This window comes from Streptomyces sp. NPDC045899 (assembly GCF_056431485.1).
On the sequence record NZ_JBWKKP010000040.1, the window covers coordinates 13,391 to 40,103 of the forward strand.

Consider the following 26,713-nt stretch of genomic DNA (forward strand, 5'->3'; position numbering starts at 1 on the left):
CATCGCGCCAGAACAGCCACAGAACCGACCATCACGGCACATGAGGTGCATCGAACATGACCGCAATCACCCCTGCCCGCCGACGGCCGCTCCCTCGCCGTCTCACGGTGGCGGCCGCCACCCTCACGGCGGGACTGCTGCTCGCCGCGTGCGGCTCCGGCGCCGAGGAGCGTACGGAGCACGGGAGCGCACACTCCTCGGCGCGCTCCTCGGCCTCCGCCCCGGCGGACACCCGCTCCGCGAAGGGTGCGTTCAATGACGCGGATATCCATTTCGCGCAGAAGATGATTCCGCATCACCAGCAGGCGCTGGACATGGCCCGGCTGGCCGCTGACCGGGCGTCGGATGCCCAGGTCACACGGCTGGCCGGACGGATCGAGAAGGCCCAGGGCCCGGAGATCAGGACGATGAGGTCCTGGCTGAAGTCCTGGGGCGCACCGCAGCCGAGCTCCGCGAGCGGTATGCCGGGCATGGATCACGGCTCGGATGGCGGGCACGGCATGGACGGCATGATGTCGCAGCAGGAGATGGACCGGCTCGAAGCGGCCGAGGGTGCGGCCTTCGACCGGGCCTTCGCCCGTCTGATGATCAAGCACCACAAGGGTGCCATCGCCATGGCGAAGAAGGAGCGCGAGAACGGGCGCAACACCGCCGCCAAGGAGCTCGCCGGTGACATCGTCACCGGCCAGTCCGCGGAGGTGACCACCCTGCGCACCGTCGTCGACCGGGTCTGACCGTGGCACCCCCGTGGCTCCGGTCCCGCCCGGTCCGGAGCCACGGCGGTCGCGCCGAAAATCCGAACGACACGGCCTAGCCCAGGCCCGGCAGACAGCAGGCCAGGACCGGCAGCAGCGGTACGGTCGCGGCCCCGGCGGCCAGCGCGCCGCGCACCACCGGCCGCGCCGGTCCACGCGGAGCCAGCATCCGCCGCAGACGGACCAGGGCGTCCGGGCCGCCGACGAGGAACGCGCCCCGGGGGGCCCTGCTCTCGGCCATCGCGTACAGGGCCGAGGCCAGCACCTCGCGCGGATGGCTGCGCAGCGCCCGGTCGTCCGCCGCCATCTCCAGCAGCAGCGCCGTCTGCTCCCTTGTCGTACGGGCCAACGGCAGCCGGCGGAAGGCGGTGGCGAACGCCTCGGCCGCGGCCAGCGCCAGATGGTGGCGGCCTGTGACATGGGCGCGCTCATGCGCCAGCACGGTGTCCAGCTGGGCGGGCGACAGTATCCGCAGGGTGCCGGAGCTCACCACGATCCGCGGGCGGCGGCCGGGCAGCGCGTACGCCACCGGTGTCTCGTGGTCGAGCACCGTGGCGCGCAGTCGCGCCGAGCGGCGCCCCACCAGGTCCAGCACGCTCCGGTGGCGGGCGCGGGCGTGCCGGGCCCGCAGCAGATGAAAGCCGAAGCACATCAAGGGCAGGAGCATCACACCGACCGGTACCGCGGCGGCCGGAACGCCCGTGAGACCGGGGACATCTGTGGCGAAGGGCACCCCACAGAAGCGGAGCAAGCCGGACATTCCATTATGAAGATGCCCGGTTGGGGCGATGAGGTGGTAACTGGCCAATGCCACCGCGAGAGTGAACGACACGGCCAGACCCTGCCACATCGCGACAGCCAGGGCGGGGAAGCGGTGTGACCAGGTGCCGCGGGCCAGGGCCTTCGGTGTCAGCACGCCGACCACGGCCGCGTAGCAGACCAGCGCGAGCGCGTCGGTCACGCCTGCGGCCGCTTTCCCGCCGCCCGCAGCGCCTTGCGTAGGGCGTTGACCTCCTCCGGGCCCATCTGCCGCACGAAGTGGGCGAGGGCGGCGGGGCGGTCGTCACTGGTGCCGAGCGCGTCCTCCATCAGCGCGGCGGTGTACTCCTCGCGGCTGCGCACCGGTGAGTACACCCAGGCGCGGCCCTCCTTGGCGCGCAGCAGCCAGCCCTTGTTGTAGAGGATGCCGGCCACGGTCATGACTGTGGTATAGGCGACGGGGCGCTGCACATTGATGTCGTCCACGATCTCCCGCACCGTCGTGGGACGTCGCCACGCCCAGAGGCGGTCCATGATCTCCGCCTCGAGCTCCCCCAACCGTCGCATGACCGCTTCCTTCCTCCGTTTGTACGCAGCTCCATAGTAGAGACCCCTCATCGGCCCGGTGCGGGCGCCTCCCGTTAATCCTCAACTCCCCTTGCCGCGCGATAGGATTGACGGGATCCATACGTCATGGAGCAGAACGAACCGAGGAAGGGAAGTCTGGGTGACTGGTCTCAACAAGGGTCTCCGGAAAATCGAGGTGGCACTCAAGTGGGATCCCAGCCCCACAGGTGAGCCGCCCAATGATCTCGACATCGTCGCCGCGACCTACCCCGCCGCCGAGCCGTTCGGCGAGCCCGCGTACCTGGTCCACTTCGACAGCCGCTCGCCCGACGGCACCATCAACCTCAACAGGGACAGCCGTACCGGTCAGGGCTTCGGTGTGGACGAGTCCATGACCCTGGAGCTCGACCGGCTGTCGAGCGAGTACTCCCGGGTCGTCGTGGGCGTGGCCATCCAGCAGGGGGCCGGGCGCAAGACCTTCGGCGAGGTCGCGAACACCAGCGTCCGGATTGCCGAGGGGTACACCGAGCTGATAGAGAGCGATCTCACCGGTGTCTCCGGGGCCACTGCCGCCACCGTCGCCGTATTCACCCGTGATGACTCGGGTGAATGGGGAATGCAGAGCGCCATTCGCGGTTTCGATGTCGACCCGGGGGAATTCACGCGGCTGATGGGCAAGGATTATTCCTGAGTGCCGGTCGCGGGATCGCGTTCAGGGCCCGATATGAATCATTGACGCCCATAACCACGGCGCCGCGTATTCCGGTTGGCCGCGCAGTGAGCGGACCGCCCGGTGCAGGGCATACGCGGACCGTGCCGTCGATCCCGCCGAACCCAGCTCCCGGTACACCCGCGCGGCCACCCGGGGCATCATCGCGTCCGGCACGGTCCAGAGGCTGCCCAGCACATGCCGGTAGCCGCACAGCTGGAACGCGGAGGCCAGGGTGATCACCTCGTCGACCAGGGTGGTGCCCGGGGCGGCGGTGTGGCAGGCGGACAGACAGGCGAACTCGGCGTCCGGCAGCCGCCGGGTGGCCAGCTCGCGCACCGTGAGAACCCCGCCGTGGAGCAGCAGCCCGCTGTTCGAGGGATCGCCGGGGTCGTACTCGCCGTGGCACGCCAGATGCGCGTGATGGTGTGCCCGCAGCGCGGTGAGTACGGCCTTCGGGGTGGCCGCCGCGTCCAGCAGCCGCGACTGCGGCACCGGGAGCGCGAGCACCTCGGCCAACTCCTCCGCCACGGCGGGCAGCCGTGGGTGGGTCCGGCCACCGTCCGCGGGCGGTGGCGGTTCGGCCACCCCCACTCCGACCAGTCCGGTCTCCGGCAGAGGAGGCTCCGCGCGCTCCCGGGCGTGCAGGAGCGCCATCAGCGTCGGGGTGTAGGAGGACACCACCAGGTCGGACACGGAGATGCCGTTCTCCGCGCACCGCGCCGCGTGCAGGGGCAGCAGGGACAGCGGTCCGGTGGGACACCACCAGAGTCTGGGCCCGTCGCCTTCCGCCGCCGCGTTCCGGGAGGCGTCCGCGCCGTGGAGGCCGAGGGCGGTGAGCACCGGGCCGGTGATGTGCTCCCACAGCCAGGTCAGGGTGTCCTCGACGGCCAGGCGCTCGGCCGTCGCTTCGTACGCCGTGATGCCGGGGGAGGCGAGGGCCCGGACCGCCGCCAGGAAGGCGTCGGCCTGGAGGGCGACATCGCTCCGGGTGAGCCCGGTCAGCGTCACGCGTTCGACGGTGTCCCCGCCGGGGCGCAGCAGCAGCGCGTCACACCGCAACTCGGCGATGTTGAGCACCACGACGGGGCCGTCGTCCGCGGCGGTACGCAGCCGTACCAGGTCCGGCGCGCTCTGGAACCGCTCGAAGCCGTCCAGCTTCCGCACCTCGGCCACGACCCGGTCGAACTCGGCCGACCACCCGAGGCGTTGGCCACGGCTGCCGCGCTCCCCGGCCAGGGCCGAGCACAGCTGATCGAGCCGGGCGGCCAGCTCCGGCGCCACCCCGGCCAGCTCCGCGTACCGCTCGCGCGGCCGCAACGCCCGTGCCATCAGAACACCGCGGCCCTGTTCCAGCCGCAGCAGGGCCTCCCCGAGCCGTCCGGCCCTCTCCGGCTCGTCCTCGGTGTTCTCGGCCTCCTCGATCTCGAGGGCCGCGGCGTTGCACGCCAGCGGCGGCAGTTCGCGCAGCCGCACCTCCTGTGAGCGCCGGGGCAGCGCATGGCCGGTCAGTTTGGGCAGCAGATCGTCCAGTGCGAGGGTGAACGCCTGACGCGCCGCCTCCCGCCGCCCTGATGTGGCGCTCCGCATGGCCCACTGGTAGGCCGCGGACAAGCGGGTGCGTATGTCCTCGGTCGGTGCCGTCGCGGTGGCGCGGAACTCGGCCACCGCGGCATCGTGGTCCGCGCGGGCACCGCTGAGGGCGCTGCGCCCGGTCAGCAGGCGGGCCAGTTCGAGGCGGGCGAGCTGGGGATGCGGACCGGTGCCCTCGGTCTCCCTGATCACTTCCCGCAACGCGAGCACGGCGCGGTCGAGTTCATCGAGGTGCCCCAGGCTCCGGGCGCGGGCGCCCATGGCCACGGCCAGCTTGATCTTCATGACGGGACGGTCGTACTGGTCCGGTGGGGTGGCGGCCACCGCGTGGGTCAGATGGCGGATGGCTTCGGTGATCTCGGCCGGATCACCGAGGACGGTGAAGCGGTGGGTCAGGACGGCGGCCAGGTTGGTGAGCAGCCGGGTGTGGTGCGGTGACAGGGGAGTGGTGCCCGCCATGGAGCGGCGGACGGCGGTGGTGGCGCGCTCCAGGTCGGCCGGGTCCCCCAGGGCGATGGACCGGTCGAGACAGGACAACCCCAGCCAGGAGTGGGCCAGATGTCTGACGGTGGCGTCGTCCGCCTCCTCCGACACCTCGCGCAGCATTCCGACCGACTGCTCAAGATCGTCGAGGTCGCCGGTCATCTCGAAGCGCATCCGCAGCAGATTGCCGAGGCTGGTCCGGTGGGAGTGGCGCTCCGGATCGTCTCCGGCGGTGGTGGCCAGTTCGCGGCGCACCGTGGTGATGAGTGTGTCCAGCCCGCCCAGGTCCCCGGTACGGGCGTACCGCCCCAGGCCCGCGTCAGGGTTCTCGGCGTGGCCGGCCGGGTCCGCCGTCCCGGCCGGCTTGGCCTGGGCGGAGGCGAGCGCCTCCAGCATCGCGGCGGCCGGTGGCCGGTCGTCGGGCATGGCGGCCACGGCCTCGCGCATCAGAGCGCGGGCGGCCACGATCAACTGCCGTGTCCCGGTGTGGTCGAACAGCGTGGCCAGGAGGGAGCCGAGGTTGAAGGTCACGACGGGGTCGAGCTCCCCGGGAGGTGTCACCTCGCGCGCGTGCTGGATCAGCACCGCCGCCTGCCACAGCCCGTCCTCGTGGGCGGCGGATGCGCTCGCGCCGAACAGGACCAGCCCGACCGCGTGCAGCATCTCTCCCGGCGCGGCCGGTGCGGGCGGACGGGCCGCGAAGGCGCCGCGCAGCGGGTCGGGTACCGCCTCCGGCCGTACGGCGTGGAGCGCCGCGAAGAGGAGCACCGACGCCTGGTGGTCCCAGTGCCCGGCGGTCCCCGGCAGATGGCTCACCCGGACCGCGTGGTAGCAGGCGGCCAGATAGAGCACCTCGAGGTCCATCTCGGCCGCGCCGGCCTGTGCGGAGGTGAGGCGGTCCCGTGCCCCGTCCACGAGGGCCGCCACATTGCCCAGGGTCTCCAGGGACAGCACCGACTCCGGCCGGTCGCCCAGGAAGAGGATGTTCTGGTCGGGTGCGGCCATCGCCGCGCGGATCCGCTGACGGGTCTCTTCGTTCATCTCGCCCCCTGGGCGATTCTCTCCGAAGTGTCCCTTGCCGCGCGGGAAAATGGTGAAAAAGGAGACTGCGCCACCGCTTCGTCCCAGTGGGGACGGAGCGGTGGCCCAGCCCGAGCAGACCTCAGCCGTCCGCCGGGGGACGGCCCGAGCCCGTACCGGAGGAACGCGGCCCCCGGGTCAGGGTGTAGCCGCCCACCGCGGCGAGCGCGCCGAGCGCCCCGCCACCCGCGGTCCACACCCAGCGGTCCGACCACCAGCCGGAGCCCCAGCCGTCCTCCGGTTCGGCGACCGCGCGCGGCGACTCCTCCTCGGAGTCGGCGGAGCCGGTGTCGTCCGGGGCCTCGGACTCCGGTTCGGCGATCGTCCCCGCCCGCAGCGACGGGTTGAGCGGCTCGGCCAGCTCCCCGCCGTCCGAGTGCTTGCCACCGCCGTCGTGCGTGGTCGTGGTGATCTCGGCGTCGATCGGCAGTCCGAGGTCCTGCTGCGGCAGGTCCACCACGGTCAGCCGCAGGTAATAGGCGCCTGGCAGCGGATCGTTGGCCCACCGCTCGGACCACGACCGCACCTGGCGCAGCGTGCAGCTCAGGTTCACCGAGGTGTCCTGCTCGTCCGCGCGGCGCGCCGGGCTGCCCGAGGCGCACGGCTGGTGGCGGCGCAGCCCGTCGTACACATCGAGCTGCCAGGTGGCACCGCCGTGGCGGGCGGCGGTGTCCGGCAGCTTGACCTCGGCCTCCACCGTGGGGATCTGCCCGGCGGCCACCGGGACCGCCCAGTACAGATAGTCACCGGTGGAGGCCGAGGCGGTGCCCTTCTCGCCCTGGTCCAGGTCGGTGGCGGTACGGAAGTTGGTCCCCGCCTCGGTCAGACCGTCCTTGCGGTCACCGTCGTCCGTGCCGTCCCGGCCGTCCGCGACGGCCGGAGCGACGGTGGTGAGGAGCGCCGCGGCGCACAGGGCGAGTACAGCGCCCGCCTTACGAAGGGCTCGCATCAGTTGGACCTCCAGACGGTGATGCGCCAGCGGGCCACCCAGCCCCAGACCGATCCCACGACCAGGCCGGTCAGGGCGAGCACACCCAGGAGCACCCAGCCACGGCCCAGGCCGAAGGCGGCCATGTCCGCCGGAGGCTCGTCGTTGTCGACCACGTCGACGGCCAGTTCGACCGGCAGACCGGGAGTGCGCTTGACGTTCGCGGGGGCCGAGAAGGACTGGCTCAGCTCCAGACACACCGTCCGGGGCGTGGTGTCGGCGTCGTCGTCCTCCGCGTCGGGCACCGAATAGCGCAACCCGGTGGAGATGACGTCCGTACGGCCACTGCCCGCCTCACTGCCGCGCACCAGCTCCGTGCCGCCCGGGGTGACGGCGCGCAGCAGCACGCCGTAGTCGGGGTCGACGGCGCGGTCCGCCGCCACGCTCACCGAGGCCCGCAGCTCCTCGCCCGGTGCCACCTTCATCCGGTACCAGCGGTGTTCGCCGAAGCGCTCACGGTCGTTGTACAGACCGGATCCCAGCTCAGGGGCGCTCGCGCACTGCGCCGCGCCCTGGATACCGGTGGGCGTCTGCACCGGGGTCTCGGCGGTGCGGCGCACCAGCTGCTTGATCCGGGAGGAGAGCTGATCGGTGTGCTGGACCGCTGTGTACGTGCCCCCGGTGGCCTCGGCGATGCAGCTCAGCTGCTCACGGACCTTGCGGTCGGGGGCGAGTCCCAGGGTGTCCACGACCAGGTGGGTGCCGTCCGCGGCCAGCTCACGTGCCACATCGCACGGGTCGGGCTGTCCGCAGGAGTCCTCGCCATCGGTGATCAGCACGATCCGGCGGGTGGCGTCGTCGCCCGCGAGGTCCTTGGATGCCCCGCGCAGCGCCAGACCGATCGGTGTCCAGCCGGTGGGACGCAGCGTGGCCACGGCCGCCTTGGCCTCGGTGCGGTCCACCTGGCCCACCGGATACAGCTGCTTGCTGTCCCGGCAGCCCACCTCGCGGTCCTTGCCCGGGTACGTGGCGCCGAGCGTGCGGATTCCGAGCCGGACCTCGTCCGGTGTGGCGTCCAGCACCTCGTTGAACGCCTGCTTGGCCGCGGACATCCGGGAGGCGCCGTCGACGTCGCGGGCGCGCATCGACCCGCTGACGTCAAGGACCAGCTCGACCTTGGGGGAGGGGCGCGACGGTTCGTCGGCGGTTGCGGTGGGTGGGAGTATCAGGCCGCAGGCGAGGGCCGTGAGCAGCCCGGCAGCGCCTGTCACCAGACGTTTCTTTATGATCACCGCGGCATCTTATGGAGCATCATATGACGGGTCCAAAAGCCGTGGCACCACCTGGTCGTGGCGGCCTCCGTACCGCGTCGGGTGTACGGCGGGTGGCCGGATACTCCCGCGGGAGGGGGCGGGAATCCGCCCGGTGTCAGCGCCGCGGCCGCTCCGGCATGCCTAGGGTGCAGGCATGGATCTCCGAAAGACCCGGTTGTGGCGACCGAGGGGCCGGCCGGCCTGGCTGAGGGGCCGGCGGCTGCTCGCCTCGGCGGCGGCCGTCACCCTCCTCGCGGGAGCGGGCACCTTCGCGGTCGCCGCCTCCGGCGACCAGCCGTCCGTGCACCGCGAGGACCGTGTGCTGGACATGCCGGGCACCCGCCTGGACACCTCCTACTTCACGGCGGGAGGTGGCCGCAGGCCCGCGGTGCTGCTCGCCCACGGCTTCGGCGGTTCCAAGGACGACGTCCGTGAGCAGGCCGAGCGGCTCGCCCGCGACGGCTACGCGGTACTGACCTGGTCGGCACGTGGCTTCGGCCGCTCCACCGGGAAGATCGGGCTCAATGACCCGGACCGCGAAGTGGCCGATGTGCGGCGGCTGGTCGACTGGCTCGCCACCCGTCCGGAGGTGCGGCTGGACCACCGGGGCGATCCCCGGGTCGGGGCCGCCGGTGCCTCCTACGGCGGGGCGGTCTCGCTGCTCGCGGCCGGGTACGACCGGCGGATCGACGCCATCGCGCCCGCCATCACCTACTGGAACCTGGCCGACGCGCTCTTCCCCGACGGGGTGTTCAAGAAGCTGTGGGCCGGGCTCTTCTTCTCCACCGGCTCGACCGGCCTCGCCGGCCGCGAGGAGGACGGGGACGGGGAGCCGCAGGAGCGCGGCGGCCAGGGGACCGGGGACGGTCCTACGGCACCCGGCGACCCGTCCGCCCCGGGCCCGGCCCGCGGTGGTGACGGAGGCTGCGGACGGTTCGAGAAGCGGCTGTGCGCGATGTACGAGCGGGTCGCGGTCGCCGGGAAACCGGACGCCGCTGCCCGGCGGCTGCTGGAGGAGCGCAGCCCGTCGGCCGTGGCCGACCGGATCGAGGTGCCCACCCTGATCCTCCAGGGTCAGTCCGACTCGCTCTTCCCGCTCGGCCAGGCCGACGCCATGGCGAAGTCCATCAAGGGCCGGGGCGCACCGGTGGCCGTCGACTGGATCGCCGGGGGCCACGACGGCGGGGACAACGAGACCGCACGTGTGCAGAGCCGTGTCCGCGCCTGGTTCGACCGCCACCTCAAGGGCGACCGGGGCGTGGACACCGGCCCCGCGTTCCGGGTCACCCGGAGCGGCGGTGTGGACTCCACCAACGGATCCGTCCAGATGCGCGGCGCCACCGGTGACCGCTATCCGGGTCTCGGGGACGGTCCGCGGAACGTGGCGCTGCGCGGCCGTGAGCAGTCTTTCGCCAACCCGCCCGGCGCGGGGCCGCCCTCGGTGTCCTCGGTGCCCGGAGTGGCAGGGCTGTCGCAGGCGGCCTCGTTCGGCGTCGGCTTCTCCGCCGACATCCCCGGTCAGTTCGCCGGTTTCGACTCCGCACCACTGGACCGGTCGCTGCGGATCACCGGCTCGCCCGAGGTCACCGTACGGGTGAAGGCGGACGCGGACGACGCCGTGCTGTTCGCCAAGGTGTACGACGTCGGACCGGACGGGAAACAGGTCCTGCCCGAGCAACTCGTCACCCCCGTGCGTGTCCCGCACGCCGGGGACGGCCGTACCGTCACCCTCCGGCTGCCCGCCGTCGACCACGAGGTGATCGCGGGCCACCGGCTGCGGCTGGTGCTCGCCTCCACCGACCTCGGCTACGCCTCCCCGGCCGAACCCGCCACGTACACCGTGTCCCTGGCAGGCCGGGGGATCTCGGTGCCCACCGCACCCGGTGTGCACACCCAGCCCGCGCCCCTGCCCTGGTGGGTCTGGGGACTGCCGCTGGGCGGAGCGGTGGTGGCGCTGGTGCTGCTGGCCACCGGCAGGCGCCGGACGGCCGCGCCCGCCCCCGATCCACAACGGGCCGATGTACCCCTGGAGATCACCGGGCTGAGCAAGCGCTACGCCGGGTCCGCCGACCGGTACGCGGTACGGGACCTCTCCTTCCGGGTGGAGAAGGGCCAGGTGCTGGGACTGCTGGGACCGAACGGTGCGGGCAAGACCACCACCCTGCGGATGCTGATGGGGCTGATCACCCCCGACGACGGGGAGATCAGGGTCTTCGGTCGGGCCATCCGGCCCGGCGCCCCCGTCCTCTCCCGCGTCGGCGCGTTCGTCGAGGGCGCGGGGTTCCTGCCCCATCTGACCGGCAGGGCCAACCTGGAGCTGTACTGGCGGGCCACCGGACGCCCCGCGGAGGACGCGCATCTGGAGGAGGCACTGGAGATCGCGGGCCTCGGCGGTGCCCTGGAGCGCGCGGTGCGGACCTACTCCCAGGGCATGCGCCAGCGGCTCGCCATCGCCCAGGCCATGCTCGGCCTGCCGGATCTGCTGATCCTCGACGAACCCACCAACGGACTGGACCCGCCGCAGATCCGGGAGATGCGCGAAGTGATGATCCGGTACGCGGCGGCCGGCCGCACCGTGATCGTCTCCAGCCATCTCCTGGCGGAGGTGGAACAGTCCTGCACTCATCTGGTGGTCATGGACCGCGGGCGGCTGGTGCAAGCGGGACCCGTCGGCGAGATCACCGGTACCGGTGGCGGTGTGCTGGTGGGCCACGAGGGGGAGCTGAGCGACGCCCTGGTGGACAAGGTGGCCGCGCTGCCGGGTGTCGAGTCCGCCCGCCGCACCGACGCCGGACTGCTGGTGGAGCTCGACGGCGCCGCTCCGGCGCGGCTGCTGACCGAACTGGTGCGGCTGGAGATCCCGGTGACCGGCTTCGGGCCCCACCGGCGCCTGGAGGACGCGTTCCTGACGCTGATCGAAGGAGGATCCGCATGAGTTCCGCGACGGATGCGGCGCCCGGCTACCGGGCCCGCCACACCCTGCCGCTGCGGGTCGAGGCGGTACGGCAGCTGCGGCGGCGCAGGACACTGGTGATGGGCGCGGTGCTGGCCGCGCTGCCCCTCGTGCTCGTGGCGGCGTTCGCCGTCGGCGGCGCGCCCGAGGGCCGCAACAACCGGATCACCGTGATGACCACGGCGACCGCATCCGGTGCCAATCTCGCCGCCACTTCGCTGTTCGTGTCCGCCGCCTTCCTGCTGGTGCTTCCGGTGGCGCTGTTCTGCGGGGACACGGTCGCCTCCGAGGCCGGATGGTCGTCACTGCGCTATCTGCTGGCGGCACCGGTGCCCCGGGCGCGGCTGCTGGCGAGCAAACTGACCATCGGGCTGGTGTTCAGCGCGGCGGCCATGGTGCTGTTGCCGCTCGTGGCACTGGTGGTCGGTACGGTGGCCTACGGATGGGGACCGCTGCAACTCCCCACCGGTGGCGAGATGGCCACGGGGGACAGTCTCGCCCGGCTGGGACTGGTGGTGGCCTACCTCTTCGTCTCCCAGCTCGTCACCGCCGCCCTCGCGTTCTGGCTCTCCACGGTCACCGACGCGCCGCTGGGCGCGGTGGGCGGGGCGGTCGGGCTGACCATCATCGGCAGTGTGCTGGACGCCGTCACCGCCCTGGAGTCCTGGCGTGAGTTCCTCCCGGCGCACTGGCAGTTCGCCTGGGTGGATGCGCTCCAGCCGCATCTGGAGTGGGGCGGCATGCTGAAGGGGGCGGCGGTGTCCATCGCCTATGCGCTGGTGCTCTTCGCGCTCGCCTTCCGTGGCTTCGCCCGTAAGGACGTGGTGTCGTGAGGCGTCCACAGCGCTGAGAGCCGTCCTCCTGTCGCGGCCCGGGCCCCGACAGGAGGAGCCGGTCAGTAGTCCTTCAGGGTGAGCGAGTGGATCATCTCCTGGGCTTCGGCCAGGCCTTCCGCCATCGTGTCGGGACCCGCCATGGCCGGATTCTGCTCCAGGGTGGCCTCCATCCGCTTCTTGTTGGACAGAGCGAAGTCCTGATTGGCCGTCACATAGGAGCGCAGCTCCCGCTCGTACGCGGCGAAGGCGGCGGTGTGTTCGCCGTTCGCCGCCTTCAGCTCACCGGCCAGTACATAGGCTCCCACCAGGGCCATGCTGGTGCCCTGGCCCGACATGGGTGAACCGCAGTAGCCCGCGTCCCCCAGCAGCGCCACCCGGCCGCGTGTCCAGGAGTCCATCCGGATCTGGGACACCGAGTCGAAGTGGAAGTCGGGCGCGCCCCACATGTACTCCAGCATCCGTGGCATCTCCCAGCCCGCGCCGGCATATGCCTCCGCCACCAGCCGTTTGCGGTCGGACACCGCCGAGCCGCCCAGGACGCGGGAGGGCGGCTCGTCCGAGTGGTAGCCGATGAACACACGGGCCTCGGTGTTGTCGCGGACACTCATCACGAGCCCGCCCCAGATGCTGCCCTGGGTGCGGTACACCACCTGCCAGCGGTCCAGCCCCAGGTAGTTCGGCACCGTCCACACCCCGAGGTACACACCGAGGTGGTGCAGGAAGTCCTCCTCCGGTCCGAAGACCATCGACCGGGTGCTGGAGTGCACCCCCTCCGCGGCCACCACGATGTCGAAGGAGCGCCGGGCGCCACTGCGGAAGGTGATCGCCACCTCATCGGAGCCCTGGGCGATCGAGGCGATCGCGTCGTCGAAGACGTACTCGATCCCCCCGCCACCGGCCGCGCGGAGGATCGAGGACAGATCGTCCCGCAGGATCTCCACATCGGGGCCGGCGATCTCCCCGCCGGTGGCGGTGCGTTCGCTGGTGCTGTACAGCTCCTTCCCGTCGTCGTCGACCACCGACATCCCGCGCAGCCCCGTGCTCTCGCGCCGGATCCCGGCCAGGACACCCATGCGTTCGCACACCTCGAGCGCCGGTCCCCGTACGTCGATGGCCTGCCCGCCCGGACGTGGTTCCGGTGCGCGTTCCACCACGGTGACCTCGCATCCGTAGCGGTCCAGCCAGTAGGCGAGTGCCGGTCCGCCGATACTGGCGCCGGAAATCAGAACCCTCGTTCCGCGCATGGTGTTCTCCGTTTCAGCCTGGGGCTTTTCCCTGTATTCGAAGACTGGGGAAAAGCACCGACAGGCCACCGACGGCGGACCGGCGCCGTGTGATTCCCACCGACGTGGCGCCGACACCTCACCGACACGCCTTCCACACGCTCGACACACCTCCCGCACAACGGAGTTGGAAAAGGCCACCGTGGCGTGTGGGGACATCATGGGGAAGTGAGCCATTAATGAGAGTGTTACGCCGATGTGTTGTGTGGTTCCACTGTGATCGATGAGACTTAGGTTTCCGACCGGTGAGATCAAACTCGCCGGTACGGTCGCACTGGTGATGTTCGGTCCGCCCCCCACGATCCGAACAGGATGGGACCACATGAAGATTTCACTGGAGCACGTTCGCGTGTCCCGAGGGCCTGATGCCACGGCGCGCGTCTGTCCCGGACCCCGCCGGAGACCTCACCTCTCCTCGCGCGGATCGGTCATGGCCACGGCGTAGCCGCCCCCAGCCCCGTCCGAACGGCAGATACACCGCGAGACCGGCACCGTCCGGGACCGCGGCGGCACCTCGCTGTGTCCGCCGCCCCCCACCCCGGCACACCGGCCTCCCCGGCGACGCCGTCTTCCGGCCCAGCCCGTCCGCAGTCACGACGGGCCCGGCGGTCTGCTCCCGCCCGGCCGGTGATCCGCTATGCCCGCGGCCGTTCGGCGACGCACAACTGTGAGAAAGGAACGGACAGGTGCTCATTTCGCACCAGCCACGATCACGCGAATCGTCCCCACCGGGCGTGCCCGGCCCCCGCAACGGCACACCGGGTCAGAGCGGACACGTCCTGGCGGTCGGTACCCCCGGACCGCGGCTCGACCAGCTGACCCACACCCTGCGGTCCACCGGGCACGAGGTGAGCCACGCGTCGCCCGGCGACGTCGACCGCCAGGTGCGTCAGTCGCCCCCGGACGCCATCGTCGCGCTCGACGACAGCCGGCACGGTCTGGAGGTGATACGTGAGGTCCGCGCCGCCCCCGCCGGCCGGGCCCTCCCCCTGGTGATGGTGACCACCACCCCGGGCCCCGACGATGTCGCGGACCTGCTGCGCGGTGGCGCCGACGACTGTGTGCCCGCCAGCTCCGACCCCGTGGAGCTGTCCGCCCGGATCGAGGCCAAACTGCGCCGTGTTCCGGTGCCGGTCGAGAACTTGATGCTCGACCCGCGCACCGGTCTGTACTCCCAGCGCCACTTCCTCGGCGAACTCGACCGTGAGCTGCGGCGGGTGGAGACCAGCCGCACCGGTGGTGTGGTGGCCATGGTGGCCGTAGCCGAGATGGCCGCGCTCGAGGCCCGGCTGGGCCAGCGGGTGCGCCGGGAAGTGGCCGAGCGGCTGGCCGGAGTGGCCGGGAAACTGGAGGACTTCTGCGACCGGCTCGGCTGGGACGAGGAAGGCCGTCTGCTGATCCTCATGCCCGGGATCGACGAGGACACCGCACGCGAGAGGTTGCAGAACTTCGCCAACGCGGTGGCGGGTACCCGTTTCGTCGTGGCGGACGAGAACGTCCGGCTGACCCCCGCCATCGGATGGGTCCCGCTGGCCGACTGCTCCGACCACGGCCTGGCCGTGCAGTGGGCCCGGGACGCCGTGAACGAGGCGATGCGCCACCGCGATCTGCGGCCGGTGAAGTACGCCGCGTGGATGCGCGGCGCCCCCCGTGTGCGCCGCGCCTTCGCCGAAGGCGTCCGCGGACTGCTCTCCGCGCTCTCGCCTTTACTGGTACTGGTGCTGGGCGTCGGTATTCCGTTCGTGGTCTACCAGCAGACATACGCGACACTGGGCTGGGACATCGGCTCGGCGGCGTACTGGGTGGTGGTGTCCGGGCTGGTGCTCTCCGCCGGGATGATCGTGCTGGAGTGCCTCTTCTCGCTCGACGCGACCCCCCGCCCCGAGCGCCCCTCGCAGCCGTACCCCCCGGCCAGCGCGGTCATCGCCGCGTATCTGCCGAACGAGGCGGCCACCATCGTGGACACGGTCGAGTCGTTCCTGCGCCTGGAGTACCCCAACGAGCTGGAGATCGTGCTCGCGTACAACACGCCGCACCCCATGCCCGTCGAGGACACCCTGCGGGAGATGGCCCGGCGCGACTCCCGGCTGGTGCTGCTGCCCGTGGCGGGTTCCACCTCCAAGGCGCAGAACGTCAACGCGGCGGTCACCCGGGTGCGCGGTGAGGTGGTCGGCATCTTCGACGCCGACCACCATCCGGCCCCCGACGCCTTCCAGCACGCGTGGCACTGGCTCTCCAACGGCTACGACGTGGTCCAGGGCCACTGCGTGGTGCGCAACGGCGAGAGCTCCTGGGTGTCCAAGCTGGTGGGTGTGGAGTTCGAGGCCATCTACGCCGTCAGCCACCCCGGCCGGACCCGGCTCTACACCTTCGGTGTGTTCGGGGGATCCAACGGGTTCTGGCGCACCGATCTGCTCGCCCGCACCCGTATGCACGGCACGATGCTCACCGAGGACATCGACTCCACCATGCGCGCGCTGCACGAGGGGGCCCGGTTCGCCACCGACCGCACCCTGGTCTCGCGTGAGCTGGCGCCCACCACCCTCAAGGCGCTGTGGAACCAGCGCTCCCGCTGGGCACAGGGCTGGCTCCAGGTGTCGCTGAAGTACCTGTCCCGGGCGCTGCGCTCCAAGACGTTCACCGTCCGTCAGAAGGCCGGACTGCTGGTGCTGCTGGGATGGCGGGAGATCCAGCCCTGGCTGACCCTCCAGATCCTGCCGGTGCTGCTGTACTCGGCATGGCGCGCGGGCGGAGTGGACCAGCTCGACTGGACGGTGCCGATCTGCCTGCTGGCCACGTTGCTGACGCTGTCCGCGGGTGTGGTGCAGGCGCTGTTCGCATGGCGGCTGGCCGTTCCCGAACTGCGCCGCCGCAAGGCGTGGTTCTGGCAGTACCTGCTGGTGTCCACCCTCTTCTACAGCCACTTCAAGAACATCGTGGCGCGGCAGGCGCTGCTGAAGGAGGTGCTGCGGGACCGCCAGTGGCGGGTCACCCCGCGCCCCGAGGGCAAGGCGGTGAGCGACTCGTGAGCACGGTGTCCACAGCGCCCGCACCACCCGCGCGGACCGCCCGCCCGCGGAAGCGGCCGGAGAAGCCCGCCCGCGACCGCAACGGCGAGATCCAGGGGTTCCGCGGACTGGCCGCGCTCTCCACGGTCGTCTTCCACGTCTGGCAGCAGTACTTCACCTACGACCGGGACGGTTCGCACCCACCGGTGGGCAACCGGTACGCGAACGCCCTGGTCTCGCTGGAGGTGATCGACTTCTTCTTCGTCCTGTCGGCGTACCTGCTGACACTGTCGTACGCGAAGGCGGCCATCGACGGATCGTCCACCCGGCCCGCCCGCACCTTCCTGTTCCGGCGGGCGGTGCGGATCGTACCGCTGTACTTCCTGGCGGTCGCGCTCATCTGGGCGACCCGCAACCCGACCCTGCCGGGGGAGTGGACGGACCTGGTCCGCCACCTCACCTTCACCCAGGTGTTCGACAAGGAGCAGATCTTCTACACCATCGGCCCCACCTGGTCGCTGTCATTGGAGATCATGTTCTACTTCGCCCTGGTGGTGCTGGGGCCCCTGGCCGCCCGTGCCGCCCGGCCGCTGAGCCGGAGGTCGTCGCGGGTCGCGGTGTGCGCCGTCGGATGTGCGCTGCTGTACATCGGTCCGTTCATCTGGATCGCGGTGGCCCGCTACGGGTTCCACGTGCCGCACACCGAATGGCCGGTGTACTTCGGGCCGCAGGCCCGCTTCGGCGGATTCGCGGCGGGCATGGGGCTGGCGGTGGCGGCCGTCGCCCTCGGTGACCGGGGGAAGCTCGGCCCGCGGGCGGCCCTCACCCTGCGGCTGGCGGCGATGGCGGGGCTCTACACCCTGTCGCTGACCGGTGAGAACGCGGAGGACCCCGCCACCACCTTCTACCATCCGCTGGCCGCGCTGCTGTGGACCGTGCTGCTGTTCAGCACCGTCCACGTGGAGCGCCACGGACGGTGGAGCGCGTGGCTGACGACCCGCTGGCTCACCATGGTGGGTCTGGCCAGCTACAGCCTCTTCGTCTGGCATGAGCCGATCATGCTCGCGCTCTACCGGGGCGGACTGCTGCCCCCGTCGGGCCAGGAGGGCTTCCCCCTCGCCGTGGTGGTGGTGCTCGCGGTGGCCGTTCCGGTGGCGCTGCTGAGCTACTGGGCCATCGAGTACCCGGCGAGTCTGCTCGCCCGGCTGAAGGACTCCCGGGGCCGTCCGCGGGAGTTCTACCCGGAGGCGACCGCCCGGACGTGAATCCGCGGTTCCCGGTGTGTGAGCGCCACACACCGGGAACCGCGCACCATGTCCTCCCCACCCGGTGTGTCGCGGTCTCGCGACGGGGTACCATCCGCCAAGTTGTTCAGCGTGTAACAACTGCGCATCGGGCTGTCCTTCACCGCTGTGATCAGGCTTTACTGGTGCGCCGCACGATCCATGCGCACCGCGGTGGACAAGCCACGCACAACGGGGAGACAGCGACACCATGGGCCGACACAGCCGACCGACACCGGCGCAGCAGGCGCGCGCCAACACGCTCAAGGCGGCCGCCGCCCTCGGTGTGGCGGGCAGCATCGCCTTCGGTCTCCACTCGTCGATGAACGGCGACCGGTCCGTCGAGGCGCGCTCCGATGTGAACTCGGCTCAGAAGCAGTCCCCGGACGTCGACCCGGCCGAGGACAACACGCCCTCCGGCAGCCATGCCACCCCGTCCGCCTCCAAGGAGCCGAGGCCGGTCCGGGACACTCCCGGCACCCCGGACGCACCGGACACGGCGTCGTCCGGCCGGGCGGCGCATACCGACGGCGGCTCCGGACGCCACGCCGCGCCGGACTCCCCGGCCACGAGCGCCCCGGAGCACACACCGTCCCACGCCGCCACCGCTCCGGCGCAGCGGGCCGATCAGGTGCCCACCGGGCATACCGATGCGAGCCAGGCCCCCGGTGACGAGGCGACGGGCTCCTCGGGCAGGCCGAGTGAGCGCCCGACGTCGCCGCAGACCAAGGGCGATGACGGCAAGGGCGTCGTGGGTGGTGTGGTGGACGGCGTCGGTGACACCCTCGACGGGGTCATCGGCGGCATAGGCGGTGTGCTCGGCCGCTGACACCTCCGGGCCACCTTGACGCCCCCGGGCGGCCTGTGGTGGCCGCCCGGGCGCGTCCGGTGACGGTTACCCCTCGGCCAGGGCCTTGAGGGCGTTCTCATCCCCGTTGAACTGGTCGTGGTCGCCCACCACCGGTCCGGTCGAGGTGTACTGCCAGAAGGTCTGGGACGACCATCCGGCCGGCAGTGGCCCGGGGGTGGCCGCGTAACGCGCCAGCCACAGCGGGTTCTCCGCCAGGTCCGGGCTGTTGCCGGTGCACGTCGCCCACCAGTTGGTGGTCGTGTAAATCACCGGTGCACGCCCGGTGCGCGCCGCCACCGTCCCGCTGAAGTCCTTGATCCATTCGACCATCTGGGCCGGCGTCAGTCCGTAACACTCCGCCCCGTACGGGTTGTACTCGATGTCCAGTACGGGAGGCAGGGTGGTGCCGTCGTCGGTCCAGGTGCCGCCGTTGTTCATGAAGTAGTCCGCCTGGGCGGCGCCGCTGGACCGATCGGGCAGTGCGAAATGATAGGCGCCGTGCAGTATTCCCTGTTGTGCGGCGCCATCGTACTGCGCGGAGAACGAGGGATTTTTATAGCCTGTGCTCTCGGTCGCCTTGACATAGGCGAACCGCACATTCGCATTCCCGAGGGCGGCCCAGTCGACCGTCCCCTGGTAATTGCTGACGTCCACTCCCTCCACACCGCCCGCGAGCGTGGCCTTGGCGGCCGCGTCGGGGTCGGTGGCCTCGTGGTCGGCGATGGTCGAGCCCATCCAGTCCCCTTCGGGGTGTGCGAGGGGGGAGGGCGTTGCGGATCCGGTGGCGGCGGGGGCGCCGGGAGGCTCCGAGGCCATGGCGGGCGCCAGGGTGGCGAGGACGACGGCGGTGACCGCGACCCCCAGTCCGCCGAGGGCGTAGGGGGAGCGAAGCCGGGACGGGGCCCGGCGCGTGCCCTTGTCTGAAGTTAAAGACATGTGTTCCTCCGGAATGGGTGCTCCGTGGGGGAGAGCGGGCGCGAAGACACCGGGGAAACGCCGTGTCTCCGTTCCGCATTCGAAGGTACGCGCGTAGAACCATGAAGGGGAAGCTGAACGAGGGGTTTTGGTAGTGACCAACTGGGAGTCAAGTGGGCATAGCCCGCCATGCGGTGGGAAATCCTGAATTCACAGCTGGGTCAGAGAATTGCGCTGGTTGTTCCGCCATCCGTGGCCATGGAGGGATCCCTCAGCACCCCGGATGACCGCCCGCCGGTGGCTCGTCCGGTATGCAGTACCCCGCCACGAGCGCCCGAGCGCCCCGGAGCGCCCGCTGGGCGATGGCCTCGGCCACCTCGCCGGGATCGCCGAACCTGCCGTCGAGCAGCAGGGCCACATAGCCACGGGCCAGGGCGTACAGCGCGTCCAGCAGTGCCACCGCGGTCTCCGCCCCCCGGCCGGGCGGCAGCACCTCGAAGGCGCTCGGCAGCAGCAGGTCCACGAACTCCCGTGTGGCCTCCCGCAGTTCGGGATGGGCGGCGCGCAGACCGGGAGCGTTGAGGATGTCGAAGCCGCTGCGGTAGCGGGCGGCCGCACGCACATAGCTGCCCGCCACCGTGGCCAGTCGCTCCTGCGGGGTGTCCACGGTGGCGATGGCCTCCTCGTGGATCGCCCGCAGCCGCCGCGAGACCTCCAGGGCGGCGGCCGCGAGCAGGGCGTCCCGGTCGGCGAAATGACGGTACGGCGCCGCGGGACTCACCCGGGTGCGGCGCGCGGCCTCCGCGACGGAGAAGCCGCGCACTCCCACCTCGTTCACGATGTCCAGGGTGGCCTGCACCAGCGCCGCGGCCAGATCGCCGTGGTGGTAGGTGTCGCGTCCTCGCCCGGTGGCTGCCATCCGGCCGACCCTATCCGACCTGGCGCGGAGCGCCCCCCGCAGGCCCGCGCTCCAGGCCCCGGGCCGCCCGCAGGGCTTCCCGCGAACGCTCCAGACGGATCGGCAGATCGCGCACCCGCTGTCCGGTGGCATGGTGGAAGGCGTTGGCGATCGCCGCCGCCGCGCCCACGATGCCCAGCTCGCCGATGCCCTTGCCGCCGATCGGGTTGGGGCTGTTGTCCCGCTCCTCCAGCCACGCCACCTCCAGCGCGGGCACATCGGCGTGGGCGGCGATGTGATAGCCCGCGAAGTCGTGGTTGGCGAAGTCACCGAAGACCGGATCGACCTCCCCGATCTCCAGCAGGGCCATCGACAGACCCATCGTCATCGCGCCCAGGAACTGCGAGCGGGCCGTCTGCGGATTGATGATGCGTCCGGCCGCGAACATCCCCAGCATCCGGTCCACCCGGATCTCGCCGGTGTCCCGGTCCACCCGTACCTCGGCGAACTGGGCGCCGAAGGTGTGCCGGGACATCTCCGGCCGGCTGCCCACGTCCTCCGTGGTGTCCGCCCGCACCTCCAGACCTCCGTCCGGGACCACCCCGCCGAACGCGTCCAGCTCCTTCAGCAGCGCCCGGCACGCCTTGTCGACCGCCCAGCCCCAGGAGGACGTGCCCAGCGAACCACCGGCGAACGGGGCCATGCCCAGCGACGCACGGCCGATCTCCAGCCGCAGCCGCGACAGCGGAATACCCAGCGCGTCCGCCGCGACCTGCGTCATCGCCGTACGGGCGCCGGTGCCCAGGTCGGCCGCGCCGATCCGGACCAGGAACGTCCCGTCCGGCTCGGCACGTGCGAGCGCGGAGGAGGGGAAGGTGTAGTCGGGGTGGTGCGAGGCGGCCACTCCGGTGCCCACCAGCCAGCGGCCCTCCTGCCGGATCCCCGGTGCCGGATCGCGCCGCTCCCAGCCGAACCGGGCAGCCCCCTGGCGCAGACACTCCACCAGGCTGCGGCTGCTGAACGGTTTGCCGGTGCCCGGGTCGACCTCCGGCTCATTGCGGATCCGCAGCTCGATCGGGTCCATGCCCAGTTCCACGGCCAGCTCGTCCATGGCCGACTCCAGGGCGAACATCCCCGGTGTGTGGCCGGGCGCGCGGAACCACGCCGGGGTCATCACATCCAGCGGCGCCACCTTCACCGTCGTCCGGGCGCTGGGCGCGGCGTACATCATCCGCGACGAGCTCACCGTCTGGTCGGCGAACGGCACCTGCCGTGCGCGCTGCTGCACCGACTCGTGCTCCAGCACCGTCAGCCGGCCGTCCCGTCCGGCGCCCAGGCGCACCCGCTGGATCGTGGGCGACCGGTAGGGGATGAGCGCGAACATCTGCTGCCGGGTCAGCGCGATCTTCACCGGCCGGCCCACGGCCCGCGCGGCCAGCGCGGCGAGGACGGCGGGGGAGCGCGGGATGCCCTTCGAGCCGAAACCGCCGCCGATGTACTCGGCCACGACCTCCACCGCGCCGTCCTCGAGCCCGAAGAGCCCGGTCAGCAGCTGGGCGCTCATGAACGGGCCCTGATCGGAGTTGTGCAGGGTCAGCCGGTCCTCGTCCCACTGGGCGATCGTGGAGTGCGGCTCCATCGGGCTCACATGCTCCACCGGGGTGGTGTAGACGTGGTCGACGCGGACCTCGGCGGCCGCCCACGCGGCATCGGTGTCCCCGCGCTCGGCGAAGCCCGGGCCGCCGTCGGTCATCGTCTCGGGTACCGCGGCGGCCTCGTCGTCGGCGCGCAGCACCACGTCGTGCGGCTCGCGCTCATAGCTCACCCGCACCGCCGCCGCGCCCTCGCGCGCCGCCTCCAGTGAGGTGGCCACCACCGCGGCCACGATCTGCCCGTGGTAGGCCACTTCGGGGCCTTGGAGCACGAACAGGTCCGCGCTCACCTCGGCCTCCGCGTTCAGTCGCGGGGCGTTGCCGGAGTCCAGCACCGCCAGCACACCCGGCCGGGCCAGTGCCGGAGCCGGGTCCACACCGGTCACCCGGCCGCGGGCGACGGTGGCCTGCACCGGCCACACATAGCCGACGTCCCCGACCGGGAACTCATAGGCGTAGCGCGCGGCCCCGGTCACCTTGTCCAGGCCGTCGACCCGGGTCATCGGGGCGCCGACCGTCCGCTCGATGGTGGTCATGCGCGGTCCTTCCTCGTGCTGAGGTCGCGGATGCCCGCGACGATGAGATCCACGGCCAGATCGACCTTGAAGGCGTTGTCGGGGAGCGGGCGCGCGGCGGCCAGTTCGGCCCGCGCCGCCTCGCGCAGCGTCTCCTCGTCCGGCCGCCGCCCCCGCAGCCGCTCCTCGGCGACGCTCGCGCGCCACGGCCGCGGCGCCACCCCGCCGAGCGCGATCCGCACGTCCGCGAGCGAGCCGTCATCGGCCACCGACACCGAGGTGGCCACACTGACCAGGGCGAAGGCATACGACCAGCGGTCCCGGACCTTGCGGTAGCGCATCGCCGCGCCCGCCGGCGGCGCGGGCAGTTCGACCGCGGTGATCAGATCGCCGCGTTCGAGGACGGTCTCGCGCTGCGGGGTGTCACCGGGCAGCAGATACAGCTCCGCCACCGGCACCGTGCGAGTGGTGCCGTCCACCGACCGCAGGTGGACCACGGCGTCCAGCGCGACCAGCGCCACCGCCATATCGGACGGATGGGAGGCCACGCAGTGGTCGGAGGTGCCCAGCACGGCCAGATCGCGGTGCGCGCCCTCGACCGCGGGACACCCCGTGCCCGGCTCACGCTTGTTGCACGGCTTGGTGACGTCCTGGAAGTACACACAGCGGGTGCGCTGGAGCAGGTTGCCGCCCACCGTGGCGACGGTGCGCAACTGCCCGGAGGCGCCCGACAGCAGCGCCTGGGACAGCATCGGGAAGCGGGTCCGGATCCCCCGGTCGCCCGCCAGCTCGCCGTTGCGCACGGTGGCGCCGATCAGCACCGAACCGTCGTCGCGGTGCTCGATCCGGTCGTACGGCAGCCGGGACACGTCCACCAGCAGACCGGGGTCGGTGACCCCGAGCTTCATCAGGTCCACCAGATTGGTGCCGCCGCCGAGATAGGTGGCGTCCGGGCGCTGTTCGATCAGCTCGGCGGCCTCCCGGGCGTCGCCCGCGCGGGCGTAAGCGAACTCCTTCATCGCACACCCCCGGCCGGGCTCGTGGCGGCGGTGCCCTCACCGGGGCCGCCCGCGGCCTCCAGGACGGCCTCCACGATGCCGTTGTAGGCGCCGCACCGGCACAGATTGCCGCTCATACGCTCGCGCACCTCCTGTGCGTCCAGCTCCGCGGCGTCGGCCACGCCCGCTCCGGTGTCCTCGGTGACATGGCTCGGCCAGCCCCGCCGGGCCTCGTCCAGGGCGCCGATGGCCGAGCAGATCTGGCCCGGGGTGCAGTAGCCGCACTGGAGCCCGTCGTGGTCCAGGAACGCCCGCTGCACCGGGTGGAGTCCGGTGCCGCCGTCCAGCTCGGAGACACCCTCGATCGAGACGATCTCGCGCTCCTCGGCGGCCACCGCGAACATCAGGCAGCTGTTCACCCGCTCGCCGTCGATCAGCACGGTGCAGGCGCCGCACTGGCCGTGGTCACAGCCCTTCTTGGTGCCCGTCAGACCGAGTCGCTCGCGCAGCACATCGAGCAGGGTCGTCCGGTTGTCGATGGTCAGGGGGTGGGCCGTGCCATTGATCCGCAAAGTGATGTCGCTGCTCGGTGAGTGATGTGAGAGGCTCATACATTGAATGTATCAACCTCTTACATCGGGTGCGAGGAGAATGGGGATCCATGCGAGACGTCGTAGCTCAGATGCACCGGTGGTGGCGTGAGGGCGAGCCCTTCGCCCGCGCCACCGTGGTCGCGACCTGGCGCTCCTCGCCGCTGCCCGCCGGTACGAGCATGCTGGTCGGGCCCGATGGATCCGCGGTGGGCAGCGTCTCCGGCGGCTGTGTCGAGGCGGCGGTCTACGAACTGGCCCAGGAGGTCACCGCCGGGGGCACCCCGGTGCTCCAGCGCTACGGGGTCAGCGATGACGACGCCTTCGCGGTCGGGTTGACCTGCGGCGGCGTCATGGACGTCTTCGTGGAGCGGATCGACCCCGAGGGCTTCCCCGAGTTCGGGGGAGTGGCCGAAGCGGTGGCCGCCGGAGAGCCGGTGGCCGAGGTGATCTGTGTGGCCGTCACCGGTCCCGACCCGGAGGGGCGGCTGGGACGGCGGCTGGTGGTCCGGCCCGAGGGCACCTCGGGCTCGCTGGGCTCGGCCCGGCTGGACGCGGCCGTCGCCGAGGACACCCGCGGGCTGCTGGCGGGCGGCCGCACCGGCACCCTGGCCTACGGCTACGACGGCACCCGCACCGACGAGGAGCTGACCCTGTTCGTGTCGGTCCACGCCGCACCGCCCCGGATGCTGGTCTTCGGCGCCGTGGACTTCGCCGCCGCGATGGCCCGGATGGGCGTCTACCTCGGCTACCACGTCACCGTCTGCGACGCCCGGCCGGTGTTCGCCACCCGGCGCCGGTTCCCAGAGGCCCACGAGGTGGTGACCGACTGGCCGCACCGCTATCTGCGTGCCGAGGCGGAGGCGGGCCGGGTGGACGAGCGCACCGTGGTCTGCGTCCTCACCCACGACCCCAAGTTCGACGTACCGCTGCTGGAGGAGGCGCTGCGGCTGCCGCTGGCGTACGTCGGCGCCATGGGCTCCCGCCACACCCATGACGACCGGCTGCGGCGGCTGCGCGCCACCGGTCTCGGCGAGGACCGGCTGGACCGGCTGGCCTCACCGATCGGACTGGACCTGGGCGCCCGTACCCCGGAGGAGACCGCGGTCAGTATCGCCGCCGAGATCATCGCCGACCGCTGGGGCGGCAGCGGCACCCGGCTGACCTCCCTCGGCGGCCGGATCCACGGCGACCGGCCGATCTCGTCGGCAGCCGGGGGCTGAGACGGTGTCACCGCCCCTCGGGGCGGTCGTCACAATGGTCCCCGGCCTGAGGACACCCGCCTCCGGCCGACGGGCCCCCGGACGCAGGAGGACACACCACCGCCGTGGAGACCGCGCGCAACACCGACGACGACACCGGCTCATCCGAGAGCGGAACCGAGGAGGGCGCCGCCCCGCCCGCCCCGCCGAAGACCGGCTGGCGCCGCTGGGTGATGGACACCCGGCCGCTGCGCCACCGGCCCTACCGGCGGCTGTGGGGCTCCACGACGGTCACCGCCGTCGGCAGTCAGCTGACCGCCGTGGCCGTGCCCAAGCAGATCTACGACATCACCGGCTCCTCGGCCTGGGTGGGCTACGCCAGCTTCGCGGGGCTGCTCCCGCTGGTGGTCTTCGCGCTGTGGGGCGGGGTCATCGCCGATCGCATGGACCGGCGCACCCTGATGCTGATCACCAACGCGGGCATCGCCGTGACCTCGGTGCTGTTCTGGGCGCAGTCCTTCGCCGGCCTGGACTCGGTGCTGCTGCTCATGGTGCTGCTCGCCGCCCAGCAGGGCTTCTTCGGAATGAACTCCCCGGCGCGGCAGGCGTCCATCGCCCGGCTGGTGCCCGCCGGCGAACTGCCCGCGGCCGGTGCCCTCCAGTCCACCGTGGCCCAGACCGGCATGATCGTCGGTCCGCTGCTCGCGGGCGCCCTGATCCCCGTACTCGGGCTGCCGGTGCTCTATCTGATCGACGCCGTCGCGCTCTGCGCGGCGCTCTGGGCCGTCTGGCGGCTGCCCGCCCTGCCACCGCTCACCGAGCCCCCGGGCGCGGGCGCCGACGGGGGCAGGCGCCGGGCCGGATGGCGGGACGTGGCCGACGGCTTCCGCTACATCGCCACCCACCGGATCCTGCTGCTGTCCTTCGTCGCCGACATCATCGCGATGGTCTTCGGTATGCCCCGGGCGCTGTTCCCACAGCTCGCCGCGGATGTCTACGCGCCCTGGGGCGAGGGGTTCGCCCTCGGTCTGCTCTTCGCGGCCATCCCGCTCGGCGCGGTGACCGGCGGGCTGATGTCGGGCACCTTCTCCCGGGCCCGCCGCCACGGCCTCATGGTGACGGCCGCCGTGGTGGCCTGGGGCGTGGCCATCACCGGATTCGGACTCAGCGCCGACCTGTGGTGGGCGGTGGCGTTCCTGGCGCTGGCGGGCGTTGCCGACATGGTGTCCATGGTGTTCCGCGGGGCGATCCTCCAGTCCGCGGCCACCGACGAGATGCGCGGCCGGATGCAGGGGGTGTTCACCGTGGTGGTCGCGGGCGGACCGCGGCTGGCGGACCTGCTGCACGGCACCGCCGGATCCCTGGCCGGACCGCGCGCCGCGGTCACCGCGGGCGGTCTGCTCGTCGCCGTCAGCACCCTGGGCCTGGCCGCCGCCGTACCGTCCTTCCGGCGCTACACCGCCTGATCCCGCCCCGGGGGGGGGGGGGGGGGCGAGGGGGGGGGGGGGGGGGGGGGGAAGGAAGGAGAAAGGGCGCGGGCGTG

At 71.9% G+C, this 26,713-nt stretch carries 20 protein-coding genes; 9 read left to right on the forward strand and 11 right to left on the reverse strand.

Annotated elements, in window-relative coordinates; all coding sequences use genetic code 11:
- The first annotated feature begins 56 nt into the window (after window positions 1–56).
- Window positions 57–734: a DUF305 domain-containing protein gene (locus tag AC07FT_RS34830; RefSeq protein WP_479180123.1), complete on the forward strand. Its 678-nt coding sequence runs from the start codon at window positions 57–59 to the stop codon at window positions 732–734.
- A gap of 76 nt (window positions 735–810) precedes the next feature.
- Here the strand turns inward: AC07FT_RS34830 and AC07FT_RS34835 are convergent, their stop codons facing one another.
- Window positions 811–1,716 carry a M56 family metallopeptidase gene (locus tag AC07FT_RS34835; RefSeq protein ID WP_479180124.1) on the reverse strand — a complete coding sequence of 302 codons (906 nt, stop codon included), beginning with the start codon at window positions 1,714–1,716 and terminating at the stop codon, window positions 811–813.
- Complete coding sequence (locus AC07FT_RS34840) at window positions 1,713–2,081, reverse strand: BlaI/MecI/CopY family transcriptional regulator (protein ID WP_254748605.1); 369 nt, start codon at window positions 2,079–2,081, stop codon at window positions 1,713–1,715. Before AC07FT_RS34840 ends, AC07FT_RS34835 begins: the two co-directional genes overlap by 4 nt.
- 115 nt (window positions 2,082–2,196) lie before the next feature.
- Here AC07FT_RS34840 and AC07FT_RS34845 point away from each other — a divergent pair, with 115 nt between their 5' ends.
- On the forward strand, window positions 2,197–2,772 hold the full coding sequence (locus AC07FT_RS34845) for a TerD family protein (protein WP_479180145.1): 576 nt from the start codon (window positions 2,197–2,199) through the stop codon (window positions 2,770–2,772).
- Window positions 2,773–2,793: 21 nt separating this feature from the next.
- Here AC07FT_RS34845 and AC07FT_RS34850 read toward each other — a convergent pair whose 3' ends face one another.
- The 3 genes from AC07FT_RS34850 to AC07FT_RS34860 form a co-directional block, all read right to left on the reverse strand.
- Window positions 2,794–5,907: a CHAT domain-containing protein gene (locus tag AC07FT_RS34850; protein WP_479180125.1), complete on the reverse strand. Its 3,114-nt coding sequence runs from the start codon at window positions 5,905–5,907 to the stop codon at window positions 2,794–2,796.
- Window positions 5,908–6,028: 121 nt separating this feature from the next.
- The gene (locus AC07FT_RS34855) at window positions 6,029–6,895 is read right to left on the reverse strand and encodes a hypothetical protein (protein WP_479180127.1); all 867 of its coding nucleotides are present in this window, start codon (window positions 6,893–6,895) and stop codon (window positions 6,029–6,031) included.
- On the reverse strand, window positions 6,895–8,166 hold the full coding sequence (locus AC07FT_RS34860; RefSeq protein ID WP_479180128.1) for a VWA domain-containing protein: 1,272 nt from the start codon (window positions 8,164–8,166) through the stop codon (window positions 6,895–6,897). The genes AC07FT_RS34855 and AC07FT_RS34860 overlap by 1 nt, the downstream gene beginning before the upstream one ends.
- Window positions 8,167–8,341: 175 nt before the next feature.
- On the opposite strand from AC07FT_RS34860, the gene AC07FT_RS34865 reads away from it, so the two are divergent.
- Entirely contained in the window at window positions 8,342–11,122 is a 2,781-nt protein-coding gene (locus AC07FT_RS34865) for an alpha/beta fold hydrolase (protein ID WP_479180130.1), read from the forward strand.
- Complete coding sequence (locus AC07FT_RS34870) at window positions 11,119–11,973, forward strand: ABC transporter permease (protein WP_471199638.1); 855 nt, start codon at window positions 11,119–11,121, stop codon at window positions 11,971–11,973. The genes AC07FT_RS34865 and AC07FT_RS34870 overlap by 4 nt, the downstream gene beginning before the upstream one ends.
- 62 nt (window positions 11,974–12,035) lie before the next feature.
- On the opposite strand, the gene AC07FT_RS34875 is transcribed toward AC07FT_RS34870, so the two are convergent.
- The gene (locus AC07FT_RS34875) at window positions 12,036–13,220 is read right to left on the reverse strand and encodes an FAD-dependent monooxygenase (protein ID WP_479180131.1); all 1,185 of its coding nucleotides are present in this window, start codon (window positions 13,218–13,220) and stop codon (window positions 12,036–12,038) included.
- A 773-nt stretch (window positions 13,221–13,993) separates the two neighbouring features.
- Here AC07FT_RS34875 and AC07FT_RS34880 point away from each other — a divergent pair.
- The 3 genes from AC07FT_RS34880 to AC07FT_RS34890 all read left to right on the forward strand — a co-directional run bounded on the left by AC07FT_RS34880 (window position 13,994) and on the right by AC07FT_RS34890 (window position 18,379).
- Window positions 13,994–16,288 carry a glycosyltransferase gene (locus tag AC07FT_RS34880; protein WP_471199644.1) on the forward strand — a complete coding sequence of 765 codons (2,295 nt, stop codon included), beginning with the start codon at window positions 13,994–13,996 and terminating at the stop codon, window positions 16,286–16,288.
- Entirely contained in the window at window positions 16,285–17,532 is a 1,248-nt protein-coding gene (locus tag AC07FT_RS34885; protein WP_479180132.1) for an acyltransferase family protein, read from the forward strand. Before AC07FT_RS34880 ends, AC07FT_RS34885 begins: the two co-directional genes overlap by 4 nt.
- A 229-nt stretch (window positions 17,533–17,761) precedes the next feature.
- The gene (locus AC07FT_RS34890; RefSeq protein ID WP_479180133.1) at window positions 17,762–18,379 is read left to right on the forward strand and encodes an extensin; all 618 of its coding nucleotides are present in this window, start codon (window positions 17,762–17,764) and stop codon (window positions 18,377–18,379) included.
- Between the two features lie 66 nt (window positions 18,380–18,445).
- Here the strand turns inward: AC07FT_RS34890 and AC07FT_RS34895 are convergent, their stop codons facing one another.
- The 5 genes from AC07FT_RS34895 to AC07FT_RS34915 all read right to left on the reverse strand — a co-directional run bounded on the left by AC07FT_RS34895 (window position 18,446) and on the right by AC07FT_RS34915 (window position 23,989).
- Window positions 18,446–19,336 carry a lysozyme gene (locus AC07FT_RS34895; RefSeq protein WP_471199653.1) on the reverse strand — a complete coding sequence of 297 codons (891 nt, stop codon included), beginning with the start codon at window positions 19,334–19,336 and terminating at the stop codon, window positions 18,446–18,448.
- A 250-nt stretch (window positions 19,337–19,586) separates the two neighbouring features.
- Window positions 19,587–20,234, reverse strand: a complete 648-nt coding sequence (locus AC07FT_RS34900; RefSeq protein ID WP_479180134.1) for a TetR/AcrR family transcriptional regulator — start codon at window positions 20,232–20,234, stop codon at window positions 19,587–19,589.
- 10 nt (window positions 20,235–20,244) lie between these two features.
- The gene (locus tag AC07FT_RS34905; protein ID WP_479180136.1) at window positions 20,245–22,401 is read right to left on the reverse strand and encodes a xanthine dehydrogenase family protein molybdopterin-binding subunit; all 2,157 of its coding nucleotides are present in this window, start codon (window positions 22,399–22,401) and stop codon (window positions 20,245–20,247) included.
- Window positions 22,398–23,399 (reverse strand): FAD binding domain-containing protein, encoded by a 1,002-nt coding sequence (locus AC07FT_RS34910; protein ID WP_479180137.1) that lies wholly within the window; start codon window positions 23,397–23,399, stop codon window positions 22,398–22,400. Before AC07FT_RS34910 ends, AC07FT_RS34905 begins: the two co-directional genes overlap by 4 nt.
- Complete coding sequence (locus AC07FT_RS34915) at window positions 23,396–23,989, reverse strand: 2Fe-2S iron-sulfur cluster-binding protein (RefSeq protein ID WP_471199664.1); 594 nt, start codon at window positions 23,987–23,989, stop codon at window positions 23,396–23,398. The genes AC07FT_RS34910 and AC07FT_RS34915 overlap by 4 nt, the downstream gene beginning before the upstream one ends.
- Window positions 23,990–24,039: 50 nt before the next feature.
- Between AC07FT_RS34915 and AC07FT_RS34920 the strand changes: the two genes are divergently transcribed.
- Window positions 24,040–25,191 carry an XdhC family protein gene (locus AC07FT_RS34920; protein ID WP_479180138.1) on the forward strand — a complete coding sequence of 384 codons (1,152 nt, stop codon included), beginning with the start codon at window positions 24,040–24,042 and terminating at the stop codon, window positions 25,189–25,191.
- 104 nt (window positions 25,192–25,295) lie between these two features.
- Window positions 25,296–26,636, forward strand: coding sequence for an MFS transporter (locus AC07FT_RS34925; RefSeq protein ID WP_479180140.1), 1,341 nt, complete (start codon window positions 25,296–25,298; stop codon window positions 26,634–26,636).
- Window positions 26,637–26,713 lie beyond the last annotated feature (77 nt).

What these genes read in the sequence shown, in the direction of transcription:
- AC07FT_RS34875 (WP_479180131.1), bottom strand. Translation starts at nt 13,220, where the DNA reads ATGCGCGGAACGAGGGTTCTGATTTCCGGCGCCAGTATCGGCGGACCG.
- AC07FT_RS34915 (WP_471199664.1), bottom strand. Translation starts at nt 23,989, where the DNA reads ATGAGCCTCTCACATCACTCACCGAGCAGCGACATCACTTTGCGGATC.
- AC07FT_RS34905 (WP_479180136.1), bottom strand. Translation starts at nt 22,401, where the DNA reads ATGACCACCATCGAGCGGACGGTCGGCGCCCCGATGACCCGGGTCGAC.
- AC07FT_RS34865 (WP_479180130.1), top strand. Translation starts at nt 8,342, where the DNA reads ATGGATCTCCGAAAGACCCGGTTGTGGCGACCGAGGGGCCGGCCGGCC.
- AC07FT_RS34890 (WP_479180133.1), top strand. Translation starts at nt 17,762, where the DNA reads ATGGGCCGACACAGCCGACCGACACCGGCGCAGCAGGCGCGCGCCAAC.
- AC07FT_RS34840 (WP_254748605.1), bottom strand. Translation starts at nt 2,081, where the DNA reads ATGCGACGGTTGGGGGAGCTCGAGGCGGAGATCATGGACCGCCTCTGG.
- AC07FT_RS34850 (WP_479180125.1), bottom strand. Translation starts at nt 5,907, where the DNA reads ATGAACGAAGAGACCCGTCAGCGGATCCGCGCGGCGATGGCCGCACCC.
- AC07FT_RS34895 (WP_471199653.1), bottom strand. Translation starts at nt 19,336, where the DNA reads ATGTCTTTAACTTCAGACAAGGGCACGCGCCGGGCCCCGTCCCGGCTT.
- AC07FT_RS34920 (WP_479180138.1), top strand. Translation starts at nt 24,040, where the DNA reads ATGCGAGACGTCGTAGCTCAGATGCACCGGTGGTGGCGTGAGGGCGAG.
- AC07FT_RS34870 (WP_471199638.1), top strand. Translation starts at nt 11,119, where the DNA reads ATGAGTTCCGCGACGGATGCGGCGCCCGGCTACCGGGCCCGCCACACC.
- AC07FT_RS34855 (WP_479180127.1), bottom strand. Translation starts at nt 6,895, where the DNA reads ATGCGAGCCCTTCGTAAGGCGGGCGCTGTACTCGCCCTGTGCGCCGCG.
- AC07FT_RS34900 (WP_479180134.1), bottom strand. Translation starts at nt 20,234, where the DNA reads ATGGCAGCCACCGGGCGAGGACGCGACACCTACCACCACGGCGATCTG.
- AC07FT_RS34830 (WP_479180123.1), top strand. Translation starts at nt 57, where the DNA reads ATGACCGCAATCACCCCTGCCCGCCGACGGCCGCTCCCTCGCCGTCTC.
- AC07FT_RS34910 (WP_479180137.1), bottom strand. Translation starts at nt 23,399, where the DNA reads ATGAAGGAGTTCGCTTACGCCCGCGCGGGCGACGCCCGGGAGGCCGCC.